Annotated in this window: 11 protein-coding genes and 1 other RNA gene; all 12 read right to left on the reverse strand. The window is 33.9% G+C overall.

Going from position 1 to position 12,454, the window contains the following annotated elements:
• Positions 1 to 405: 405 nt before the first annotated feature.
• The 12 genes from C7J89_RS11550 to C7J89_RS11605 all read right to left on the reverse strand — a co-directional run bounded on the left by C7J89_RS11550 (position 406) and on the right by C7J89_RS11605 (position 12,382).
• On the reverse strand, positions 406 to 792 hold the full coding sequence (locus C7J89_RS11550; protein WP_103295593.1) for a YxeA family protein: 387 nt from the start codon (positions 790 to 792) through the stop codon (positions 406 to 408).
• Positions 793 to 1,175: 383 nt separating this feature from the next.
• Positions 1,176 to 1,616 (reverse strand): GNAT family N-acetyltransferase, encoded by a 441-nt coding sequence (locus C7J89_RS11555; RefSeq protein ID WP_103295594.1) that lies wholly within the window; start codon positions 1,614 to 1,616, stop codon positions 1,176 to 1,178.
• Positions 1,617 to 2,129: 513 nt separating this feature from the next.
• Positions 2,130 to 2,489: a transfer-messenger RNA gene (ssrA, locus tag C7J89_RS11560) on the reverse strand.
• Between the two features lie 106 nt (positions 2,490 to 2,595).
• The gene (gene smpB, locus C7J89_RS11565; RefSeq protein WP_103295595.1) at positions 2,596 to 3,060 is read right to left on the reverse strand and encodes an SsrA-binding protein SmpB; all 465 of its coding nucleotides are present in this window, start codon (positions 3,058 to 3,060) and stop codon (positions 2,596 to 2,598) included.
• A 22-nt stretch (positions 3,061 to 3,082) separates the two neighbouring features.
• A complete protein-coding gene (gene rnr, locus C7J89_RS11570; protein WP_103295596.1) occupies positions 3,083 to 5,479 on the reverse strand; it encodes a ribonuclease R in 2,397 nt (798 codons plus the stop codon).
• Positions 5,480 to 5,516: 37 nt separating this feature from the next.
• Positions 5,517 to 6,257 (reverse strand): alpha/beta hydrolase, encoded by a 741-nt coding sequence (locus C7J89_RS11575; RefSeq protein ID WP_103295597.1) that lies wholly within the window; start codon positions 6,255 to 6,257, stop codon positions 5,517 to 5,519.
• Between the two features lie 127 nt (positions 6,258 to 6,384).
• Positions 6,385 to 6,618 (reverse strand): preprotein translocase subunit SecG, encoded by a 234-nt coding sequence (gene secG / locus C7J89_RS11580; RefSeq protein ID WP_048792610.1) that lies wholly within the window; start codon positions 6,616 to 6,618, stop codon positions 6,385 to 6,387.
• Between the two features lie 68 nt (positions 6,619 to 6,686).
• Entirely contained in the window at positions 6,687 to 7,148 is a 462-nt protein-coding gene (locus tag C7J89_RS11585; protein ID WP_103295598.1) for a hypothetical protein, read from the reverse strand.
• A 181-nt stretch (positions 7,149 to 7,329) separates the two neighbouring features.
• Positions 7,330 to 8,634: a surface-displayed alpha-enolase gene (eno, locus tag C7J89_RS11590; RefSeq protein WP_061855210.1), complete on the reverse strand. Its 1,305-nt coding sequence runs from the start codon at positions 8,632 to 8,634 to the stop codon at positions 7,330 to 7,332.
• Positions 8,635 to 8,840: 206 nt separating this feature from the next.
• Positions 8,841 to 10,358, reverse strand: a complete 1,518-nt coding sequence (gpmI, locus tag C7J89_RS11595; protein WP_103295599.1) for a 2,3-bisphosphoglycerate-independent phosphoglycerate mutase — start codon at positions 10,356 to 10,358, stop codon at positions 8,841 to 8,843.
• A 1-nt stretch (position 10,359) separates the two neighbouring features.
• Entirely contained in the window at positions 10,360 to 11,121 is a 762-nt protein-coding gene (gene tpiA, locus C7J89_RS11600; protein WP_048792606.1) for a triose-phosphate isomerase, read from the reverse strand.
• A 70-nt stretch (positions 11,122 to 11,191) separates the two neighbouring features.
• Entirely contained in the window at positions 11,192 to 12,382 is a 1,191-nt protein-coding gene (locus C7J89_RS11605; RefSeq protein ID WP_061855213.1) for a phosphoglycerate kinase, read from the reverse strand.
• Positions 12,383 to 12,454: the final 72 nt, after the last annotated feature.

Raw genomic sequence — 12,454 nt, forward strand, 5'->3', positions numbered from 1 at the left:
ATTGACAACTTTACTAGTTATTTTTCATAACGCATCACTATTGATTTCGCACAACAGACAGTATGATTAAATAAGAATATCAAGTTTTTATAGAAATAAGGCCGAAATGAAAAGATTCGTAACAAATAGGTCTATACTATACAAAAACTATTGCTTAAAGAAAAAAATTATCGTTTATAATCACATATAAACTGTTGGAATTTTCAATGGCAAATAATACCGATATGTTACTTCAAAATTTATTTATATCATATTATATGACTTTTCTCTGCACTAATTATTGCGGTTGTTTTCATTGAGTTTAACCACCATTAACATAAATTAAATTTCGATGTAGCACGAAGTTTATCTCAGCATACAAGAAAACCCTTATGCATTATGAAACTTATGCACAAGGGACAATCTTTATTCTACAATTTTATTTGCTTTTTTAGGTATTTGAGATTTAGAAACTTCTTTATATGATTTAACTTCTCCCACTTTATATTTTAAAGCTAAATAGTGATCTTTTTTCAATTTTTTAGTGGCTGTATATTTAATTTGCTTATGCTTACCATCTTTATTATATGCTTTAGATTTATATGTGTATTGAGTTATTTCATCATCCAATTTTTCTACTTTAATTGGATTATCAGTTTTTACATAATACGTTTCACTTTGAATTAAAGGGTTCAGGTTAGCTAAATTTCTAGCTGTCGAGTTATCTGTATGCGATTCAGCATATAACTTCCATCCAAAAAGTGCTATGAATATGATGACTATTATAGAAATAATGCTATAAATAAATTTCATGATTCAATTACCTCCTTCAACTACCACCACTTTAACAATACATAACTTTGTTCTCATTTGATTTAGGTAACAATTTGCAGTATCGATGTGACAAAATCGTTATACAAAAGTTTATATATTGATTTTAATACCAACACTAATATTAATTTGGCAAAAAGTTTCAAATCCTAAAGTGAGTATCAAATAAACTACAATAAATACACATACAACAAAGCAAATGTGATTATTGAATTGATTAAAACTATTACTTTAATTCTTCGGTCTAATTTTTCTATTAACTTTTGATAATTTGCTGTTGATTTAATAGTTTCCTTTTTTATCATATAAATTAATAGAGGTAATAAATTCAACAGCATAATACAACATAGCAATAACACGATTACTTACCTCTTTATATTAAGAACCATATCTATATGCGGTATATTATCTTCTAAGTACATTTCTGAAACTTTTTCAAAACCGAAAGAACTATAAAATTTTTCCAAATATTCTTGGGCCGAAATATAGATACGTGTTTTATCACTATTGTCATTTATTTGTTTTATCGTTTCTCTTAAAATTTGTTGTCCATATTTTTTACCACGATAATTTTTAGTAACTAACACTCTGCCAAAACTAATTTTGCTTTGATCTTCGATGATTCTAGTATAAGCAACTATAATTTCACCATCTTTTAAGATAACGTGTTTTGCTTCTGTATCATATTCGTCTATTTCTTGATAAGCACAAGATTGTTCTACAACAAAGACTTTTACACGTGCTTCAAATATTTTCACTAATTCTAAATTTGTTAAATCGCTTGTTTCCTTTACTATTAATTCCATTAATATTCCTCCTTTAAAACAAAAAAAGACACCACTTTCAATCCTCACACCTATAAGATGCGCCCTAGTGGATTGAAAACAGTGTCTTATGAATATCTATCCGGGGATAAATATTCAACACATTTATTTAATTATTTAAGATTATAATAGCAAAACTTTTTGTAAAAGTGAATAGTTATTTTAAATGCTATTTTATATTCAATACTAATTAGTTGCCTTATGAGACGTTTCAAAGCATTGCTTAGACCATTGCAACACCGTAGTCCAATTAACTAACTTTGATTTTATATACTTGTAAATGCTGTTGCTCATATTATGGTTTTGACCAACAATTAGGCTATTCGATTAGCATCAAGGTTTACAATCGTTATGGACATTTATACCCAGAATACATAAAATGAGTTAATAAAACATTTATAACCACTACTTTAAAATAAGGTGGTTTTTGTGCTGAAAAAACATTAAGACAACAACAAACCCCCTCCTACCGCAATGGTTGGAGGGGTTAATTATGTATGGAGACGGCGGGATTCGAACCCGCGTCCAGAGGTCCTGATACAAATCTTTCTACGTGTGTAGTCTATCATTAAGTTTCGCATAATGAGAGGTGATAGACGACCAACATTATGCTAGTTTGATTAATCTCTTCTAGGCAGACTTCAAACTGCAGTGCCTAGCGTATCCTACTAAAGTTGAATCGCGTTAACAGTGCATAGGAAACACTGTTAGGCGATGCAGAGTGCTATTACGCAGCTACTGCTAAATTATTGTTTGATTTGCCAGTTATTATAAACTGAGTGTGTTGTTGCGGAGACAACCCTCCGACACGCTTAATTAGCTCGGGGGACCCCTGTCGAATCCAAGAACGTCCCCTCAATAGGAATTAATGTACTTTCTGCCGATTAATTATTGCATCTAATCTTTTTCAGAAAGCACATTTAATAATATCAAACAATCGCTTGTAGCGCAACAAATCCGCTTAATAACGGGCTTTCATTTCTCTATCAACATCACGTTTTACTGCTTTTTCTTTTAATGCTTGACGCTTATCGTATTTTTTCTTACCGCGTGCAATACCTAATAAGACTTTACAGTTACCGTGTTTTAAATAGAGTTTCAAAGGAACGATAGAGTAACCGACTTCTCTCGTTCTTTCTCCTAGCTTAGCAATCTCACGTTTGTGTAATAGTAACTTACGTGAGCGTCTAGGATCATGGTTAAAACGGTTACCCTCTTCATATGGCGCGATATGCATGTTCTGCAAATAAATCTCGCCACGCTTCACTTGTGCGTAACTATCCTTTAAGTTTGCACTGCCACGTCGGATGGACTTAATTTCAGTTCCTTGTAACACAATGCCCGCTTCAATCGTATCTTCAATATTAAAATCATGTCTTGCTTTACGATTTTCAGCTAATGTACCTGGTGATTTTTTCTTTGGCATTGAGTTTCACCTCTTTGTTGGTTTATTTTTTCTTTTTACGTGCGTGTTTTTTCACTTTTTTGTCTTTGTAAAAAGGTTTGTGTTTCGTATTGCCACCGCTTTGGTTATCGCGGTTACGTTGATTTTTACCTTTACGTTGTTTTTTCTTTTTATTGCCTTTATTATTGTTGCCTTTATTATCGTTATCTTTATTTTTATCTAATGACTTACCACGTGTTTTGGCTTGAATTGTTTTGCCTCTTGCTGGTCGTTGGCTACGTTCATTTTTAGGTAGCGGCATACCTACGATTTGGAAATCAATCATACGCTCATCAACATCTACATTGATAACTTTTATCTGTACTGAATCGCCGATACGGAATACTTTAGCCTGACGCTCACCTATCATTGCCATTTGACGTTCATCGAAATGATAATAGTCATCTGTTAAGTTAGCTACGTGTACCATACCTTCGATAGTATTAGGCAATTCAACAAACATACCAAAGTTGGCCACTGAACTAATGATACCTTCAAACTCTTCACCAATATGTTGTACCATATATTCGGCTTTCTTAAGTTCGTCAGTGTCACGTTCCGCTTCGATTGCTCTACGTTCCCTTTGAGACGTATGATCAGCAATTTCAGGTAACATTTCTTCCCATTTGTGGATTTCTTTATTATCCATAGACTTATCGATTAAATATTTACGTATTAATCTATGCACTATTAAATCAGGATATCTTCTGATTGGTGACGTAAAGTGCGTATAATATTCTGCTGATAAGCCAAAATGACCTAAGTTTGTATCATCATAACGTGCTTGTTGCATAGAACGAAGCATCATGGTAGAAATCACCATTTGTTCTGGTAATCCTTCTACTTCTTGTTGAATTTTTTGTAATGTCGCTGGATGAATGTCCTCACCAGTACCTTTAATCATTAAACCAAAGTTAGTAATAAAATCAAAGAATTGACGTAAACGTTCTGATTTTGGTTGTTCGTGCACACGATAAATAAATGGTACTTCTAATTTATCAAAATGTTCTGCAACAGTTTCGTTAGCTGCTAACATAAATGATTCAATTAAACGTTCACCTTCGCCACGACTACGTACTTGTACATCTGTTGGAATACCATCTCCATCAACAAGTACTTTTGCTTCATTAATATCAAAGTCAATCTCACCACGACGTCTTCTCATTGAGATTAAACGTTGAGATAAGTCTTGTGCTAAATCTAGCATTGGTGTGACTTCACTATATTTTTGACGTGTCGTTTCGTTTTTATCAGTAATGATTTCATTTACTTCGTCGTAAGTCATACGATAATCAGAATGTATAACGCTATCAAATATTTCATGTTTAACGACGTCACCACGTTCATCAAGTTCCATGCGACAACTTAAAGTTAATCTATCAACATTTGGATTTAATGAACAAATACCATTACTTAAACGGTGAGGAATCATAGGAATTACACGGTCTACTAAATAGACACTCGTAGCTCTATCATAGGCTTCTTTATCTAGAGCCGAATCCTCAGTGACATAGTAACTTACGTCGGCAATACTTACTGTAAGTTCTGTATGACCATTGTTTAACTTCTTCACACTGATGGCATCATCTAAGTCTTTAGCATCTGCGCCATCAATTGTTATTGTAAGTTCGTCACGTAAATCTTTTCTACCTTTAAGTTCATTTGGTTCAATTTGCTCAGGTACTTTTTCAGCATCTGCTAAGACATTATCAGGGAATTCAATTTCGATGCCATGTTGGTAAATGATTGATAGTATATCTACGCCTGGATCATTTTTATGTCCTAAAATTGCAGAAATATGACCTTCTGGATTAGAGTTTTCATCTGCATATTTTGTAATTTGGACAAGTACTTTATGACCGTCAACGGCACCTAAATTTTGGCCTTTTGGAATAAAGACATCTTGCATAATACGTTTATCGTCAGGTATTACAAAGCCAAAGTGACGAGCTTCGCTATACGTACCGACAACTTGCGTTACTGAATGTGTTTCGATAGATTTTACTTCACCTTCAGTTTTACCTTTATGGTCGCCTCTTGAATTGTGAAGCTCTACTAATACAGTATCGCCATCTAACGCTCTATTAATTTTTGTTGGGGGAATAAAGATATCATCCATGTCACTATCTTCCGGACGTAAAAAAGCAAAACCTTTTTTGTTTTGACTTAAAGTTCCTTTAATTAGTGAGCCTTGTTTCGTTTTGTTACTTTCTTTGCGTTGATATCTATCCGTTTTTGTTCTTTCTATTAAACCAGTTTGTTCTAGTTCTACGAGCACCTTAATTAAGTCTCTAAATGAGTCGGCACTGTTCAAACCTAAGGCATCTTGAAAGTCAGACACCGACATCGGTTCATAATCTGGTTGTTTAATTATTTCTTCAATGGATTGTTTTAAATTCATCATGCCCCTCCTTTCTCATTGTATATTTGTATTTACATTATTTGGACCAATCTAATGATTCTAAGTAATCATAAATGTCTTCAAATAATTGTTCTTTTTCTTTGTCAATTGTGATGACATGACCTGAATTTTTATACCATTTTATAGATTTTTCATCTGAGTCACTTTCATTGTATATAATATTAGCTGAATCTGTATTTATCATTTCATCCAGTTCACCTTGTACGACAAACAATGGATCTATTACTTCATCAACGTGTTCACGTATACTTTGTATTTGACCTTGTAATTCTTTCAAAGTATCTGTCGGTTTGAATGCAGACATTTCTTTTTCAATTGTTGATTCATCTTTGCCTTCATATTGTTTAAATTTACGTGCATAGTCGAGCACACCATTAAACATTGAACCTTCAGTCTTGATATACATAGGAGAACACATGGTTATAATACCCTTTACATCTCGATTTAAGCTTATATTTAAAGCATAACAGCCACCTAAAGAGATTCCTGCTACTACAATTTCATCATAGCCTTTATCAGCTAGGAAATCATAACCATCTAAGGCGTCTTTAAACCAAACGTGAGGACTTGATTCGAGTATTTCTTCTGGTGGTGCTGCGTGACCTTCATATTGAGGCGCATAACAAGTATAACCCTTTTTCTGTAGGAATCTGCCTAGTTGTCTAACATCGGCTGAATTTCCAGTAAAACCATGTAATAGTAATACTGCACGATTTCCTTCTTCAAAGAAAAAAGGTTTTGGTAGTTTAATTTGCATAATGTTTCAATCCTTTCACTTGCATTAAATACACGCATGATGTTTGTACCCATCTTCTTACTAAATATTTATAATATTCACACCGTCTATTATAAATAAAAAAGTCCGACGATAACATTGTCGGACCTTATATACCCAAATAACTAATGCCTAACATTAACAAGAAGAAAATGACAGACAATACAATTGTTAATCTATGCAAAAATAAGTCGATACCACGTTGTTTTTGCTTTCCAAATAACTGCTCTGCACCACCACTAATAGCGCCTGAAAGTCCATTACTTTTACCTTCTTGGAGTAATACAACAGTTATTAATGCAATACAATCTATTACTAATAGTATTATCATTAACGTGTGCATGATAATTGTCCTCCATTCATTATATACGAAACGCATTATACCATACGTTCGTTTACTTTATCAAATTTCTATCTATTAAATGTGCTCTTTCGTTTAATTGATACTACTAACATATAAATCGCTAATAATGTTGATGCTACCATAACGATTGATAATGGTAAGATGTTTACTGTAGATTTTGCATCAATGATTGCTTTAAATAATGCGGAAATATTTACTAAGTTATATAAAACATTAGATGTAAATGTCGCAAACATAAACCACCATAAATATGTGTGTCGATTCCAAATCGCCACAACACCAGCTAGGTAGGCAAAAACATACATAGTACCAGTAAATTGAAAGCTATTACGAATAGTGCCAATAGCATTTGCTGTTGGTTTTTGTCCATTACTCACTAACAATTGTTTTACCACATGGTCGTCTAATATAACAAATAAGTGGATTGCTAACAAGATAGCAAGAAATAATGAACTATACGCAATAAAATGACCCGTTTTTATAACTCTTGAGTTTTGCTTATCATCCATAGTAACCAAGTGCTCCTTAAAATATTTACACATATTATTATATCAGTTTCACCTATAAAGATGAACTTTTAGCTATATTTCACATAAAATATATTTGTATATAATAAAAAAGCACGTAAGTTTGATTAACTTACGTGCTTTTATGCGTGAACTGTTTAAGCGTGAACTCTTTTAAGCTATATTATTTAGATAAATTGTAAAATGCTTTTAATCCTTTGAATTTAGCAGTTTCGTATAATTCATCTTCGATACGTAATAATTGGTTGTATTTAGCGATACGATCAGTTCTTGATAATGAACCTGTTTTAATTTGACCAGCGTTTGTAGCAACGGCAATGTCAGCAATTGTTGTATCTTCAGTTTCACCAGAACGGTGAGAAACTACTGCTGTGTAACCAGCTTTTTGAGCCATTTCGATAGCATCAAATGTTTCAGTTAAAGTACCGATTTGGTTAACTTTGATTAAGATAGAGTTACCAATACCTTTTTCAATACCTTCAGCTAATTTAACAGTGTTAGTTACGAATAAATCGTCACCAACTAATTGTACACGGTCACCGATACGTTCAGTTAGAACTTTCCAACCGTCCCAATCGTTTTCATCCATACCATCTTCAATAGAGATGATTGGATATTTGTTTACTAATTGTTCTAAGAAGTCAACTTGTTCTTCAGCTGAACGTTTAGCACCATTTGGTCCTTCGAATTTAGTGTAGTCATAAACACCATTTTCGTAGAATTCTGATGATGCACAGTCAAAGCCTAAGAATACGTCTTTTCCTGGTTCTAATCCTACTGCTTTAATAGCTTCTTGGATAGTTTCTACTGCATCTTCAGTACCTTCAAATTTAGGAGCGAAACCACCTTCGTCACCTACAGCTGTTTCTAAACCACGTTTTTTAAGGATTGATTTTAAGTTATGGAAAATTTCAGCGCCCCAACGTAATGATTCTTTAAATGATTCAGCACCAACTGGTAAAATCATGAACTCTTGGAATGCGATTGGCGCATCAGAGTGAGAACCACCGTTAACGATATTCATCATTGGAACTGGTAATTCAGTACCATTGAATCCACCTAAATATTTGTAAAGTGGTTGTCCTAGTAAATCAGCTGCTGCACGAGCTACTGCGATTGACACGCCAAGGATAGCGTTAGCGCCTAATTTACCTTTGTTTTCTGTACCGTCTAATTGAATCATCATTTTGTCGATAGATACTTGATCTAACGCTGAGAATTCACCTTCAACGATTTCAGGTGCAATAATTTCGTTAACATTTTCTACTGCTTTAGTAACACCTTTTCCTAAGTAACGATTTTTGTCTCCGTCACGTAATTCTACTGCTTCGTGTTCACCTGTTGATGCACCTGAAGGTACTAATGCGCGACCAAATGCGCCACTTTCAGTTAATACTTCAACCTCAACAGTTGGGTTACCACGTGAGTCTAAGACTTCGCGAGCATAAACATCTGTAATAATTGGCATGTTTTAATCTCCTTTTTTTCCTAATGTAGTTTAGAATTTTTTATTTTTGCACTTTCATTATAGCTTGATTTAATTCAAATATAAAATGATTAAGTTATTCATGTCCTTATCATTTATTTATAATGAAGCGTACTTACTGTTCATTATAAATTAAGAATTACTTTTAATACAGTTACTTTAACCATTTTCCTCAATTAAGTATTACCTTAATGTTGAATTAATGATTCACCAGTCATGTCTTCAGGTTGGTTAACACTCAATAGATCTAACAATGTTGGCGCTAAGTCACCTAAACGGCCTGTTTCGCGTAAAGTAACGCCGTCTTTTGTTACGATTACTGGAACTGGATTTGTAGTGTGTGTAGTCATAGGTTCATCATTGTCAGTTAATACCATGTCAGAGTTACCATGGTCAGCAGTAATAATTGCATTACCACCCATATCGATAATTTTATCAACTACTTCACCTAGACATTCATCTACAGCTTCAATTGCTTTAATAGTTGGTTCTAACATACCACTGTGACCAACCATATCAGGGTTAGCAAAGTTGAGTAAGATTAAATCTAAATCACCTTTGTTTAACTCTTCGATTAAAGCGTCTTTCACTTCGTATGCACTCATTTCAGGTTTCAAGTCATAAGTAGCTACTTTAGGTGAATCAATTAAGCGACGACGTTCACCTTCGAATTCATCATTACGACCACCACTCATGAAATAAGTCACGTGAGGGTATTTTTCAGTTTCAGCAATACGTAATTGTTTTAAGCCATTGTCTTGAATCACTTCACCAATTGTATTGTTTAAATCTACTTTTTCAAATACAATTTCAGCGTCGACATTGTCATTGTATTTAGTAAACGTTGCGTAAAATAGATTGTTAACTTGTTCAACTTTGAAGCCATCAAACACTTTGTTTGTAAATACTTCTGAAAGTTGAGCAGCTCTATCAGGACGGAAGTTATAGAAAATTACAGCATCATTATCATTAACGCCATTATTTTGATTTTCTACGATAAATGGTTCAACGAATTCATCAGTTAAGCCATTATCATAATTTGCTTCAACGCCTTCTTTGGCAGAGCTATATTTAGGTCCATCAAAGTTACGAATAGCGTTATAAGCTTTTTCTTCACGATCCCAACGTTTGTCTCTATCCATTGCATAATAACGACCAGAAACTGAGGCAAATTTACCAATACCTACTTCTTGGAATTTTTGTTCTGTTTCTTCGATATATTTCAATGCAGATTTTTGATCTACGTCACGACCATCTAAGAATGCATGTACATACACTTCTTCTAGTCCTTGTTTTTTAGCTAATTCTAAGATTGCAAATAAGTGTTTATAATGACTGTGTACGCCACCATCAGATAATAAACCAAATACATGTAATGCAGAGTTATTATCTTTAACGTGTTTAATAGCATTAATAAGCACTTCGTTATCAAAGAAATCTCCGTCTTCAATTGATTTATTAATACGTGTCAAACTTTGATAAACAATACGTCCAGCACCAATATTCATATGACCAACTTCTGAGTTACCCATTTGACCTTCTGGTAAGCCTACGTCTAAACCACTGGCTTCAATTTGAGTCGTTGGGTATTTAGAATAATAACGGTCAAAGTTAGGCTTATGCGCTAATTTAACTGCGTTACCATGTTCACTTTCTCTATTTGCAAAACCATCTAAGATGATTAATGCAGTTGGTTGTTTTGCCATACTATTTCGCACCTTCTAACAATTGTACAAAATCATCGACTTTAAGTGATGCGCCACCTACTAATGCGCCGTCGATATCTGATTCTGCCATGTACTCTTTAATATTATTTGGTTTAACACTGCCACCGTATTGAATACGTGTAGCGTCTGCAACTTCTTGGCTCGTAGCGTCTGCAACTGTTTTTCTAACAAATGCACACATTTCGTTTGCATCTTTAGCAGTTGATGATTTACCAGTACCGATTGCCCAAACTGGTTCATAAGCAATGATAACTTGTTTAAGTTGATCGTCAGATAAACCTTCGATTGCTTTTTTAACTTGGTTGCCAACAACTTCGTTAGCTTTACCGCTTTCGCGTTCTTCGTCTGTTTCACCCACACAAATAATTGGTGTCATACCATGATTAAATACTGCGTGTGCTTTTTTATTAATTTCTTCATCTGTTTCATGGAAGATGTCACGACGTTCTGAATGTCCGATTACTACATATTGAACGCCTAAATCAGCTAATGCTACTGGAGATGTTTCACCAGTAAACGCACCATTGTCTTCATAGTAAGCATTTTGCGCACCGATTTTTAAACCTTGTGCTTTGCCATCTTTGACTAATGTTACTAATGCATCTAATTGGATTGTTGGTGCACAAATAACTGATTCTACTTCGTTTGTATCTGGTAATGCAGGTAATGCATTAACAAAATCTTTAGCTTCTTGAACTGTTTTATTCATTTTCCAGTTACCAGCGATAATAGGTTTTCTCATTATATTACACTCCTATAAGTTTGTTTATGTTCTTATCATAAGCATAGTTAATTCTTGTTGTATTATCAATTTATTTATCAGAGATTGATTCTACACCAGGTAGTGTTTTACCTTCTAAATATTCTAGTGAAGCACCGCCACCTGTTGAAATATGACTGAAGTCATCAGCGTAACCTAATGAAATTGCAGCTGCAGCTGAATCGCCACCACCGATAATTGTATTAGCATCTTTTAATTCAGCGATTGCTTCACAAATACCGATAGTACCTTTAGCAAAGTTACTTAATTCAAATACACCCATAGGTCCATTCCATACTACTGTATGTGCACCTTGTAATTGTTCTTTGAATAATTCAACTGTTTTAGGACCAACATCCATTGCTTCTTGGTCAGCTGGAATATCATCAACAGAAACAACTGTAATTTCAGCGTCATTTGAAAATTCTTTCGCAACTTTACAATCTACAGGTAACACGATTTGATCGCCAGCGCGGTCAAGTAAATCTTTAGCAAAGTCAACTTTATCTTCCTCTAATAGAGATTGACCGATTTCCTTACCTTGTGCTTTAAAGAATGTGTAAGACATACCACCACCGATAAGTACTTTATCAGCAATGTTAAGTAAATTAGTGATAACACCAATTTTATCTGATACTTTTGCTCCACCTAAAATAGCTACTACAGGTTTATCGGGATTTTCAACTACGCCACCGATATATTTAATTTCTTTATCCATTAAATAACCAGCTGCAGTTTCAAGATTAGATGCGATACCTACGTTTGAAGCATGCTCACGGTGTGCAGTACCAAAAGCATCATTAACGAATACGTCGCCTAATGAAGCCCAGTATTTACCTAATTCTGGATCATTTTTAGATTCTTTTTTACCATCAACATCTTCAAAACGAGTATTTTCTACTAAAAGGATTTCTCCTTCGTTTAAATCTTTGATAGCAGTTTCTAATTGTTCTCCACGTGTAGTTGGAACAAATACTACTTCTTTACTTAATTTCTTAGATAAATCAGCAGCTACTGGTTTTAAGCTTAATGATGCTTTATCACTTTCTTCTTTAACTTTACCTAAGTGAGAGAATAATACGACTTTACCACCTTGTTCAGCAATATATTTAATTGTTGGTAAAGCTTGAACAATTCTGTTGTCGTCAGTAATTTCTCCATCTTTCATTGGTACGTTAAAGTCAGCACGTACAAGTACAGTTTTACCTTTCAAATCTAAGTCAGATACAATTTTTTTAGTCATCTAAACTTCCTCCTCTTTGTGGGACAATAAAGTAAAAATAAGCGGAGAAGCGTTTGTGCTCCCCGCTTACTC

Source organism: Staphylococcus kloosii (genome assembly GCF_003019255.1).
Taxonomy (GTDB): Bacteria; Bacillota; Bacilli; order Staphylococcales; family Staphylococcaceae; genus Staphylococcus; species Staphylococcus kloosii.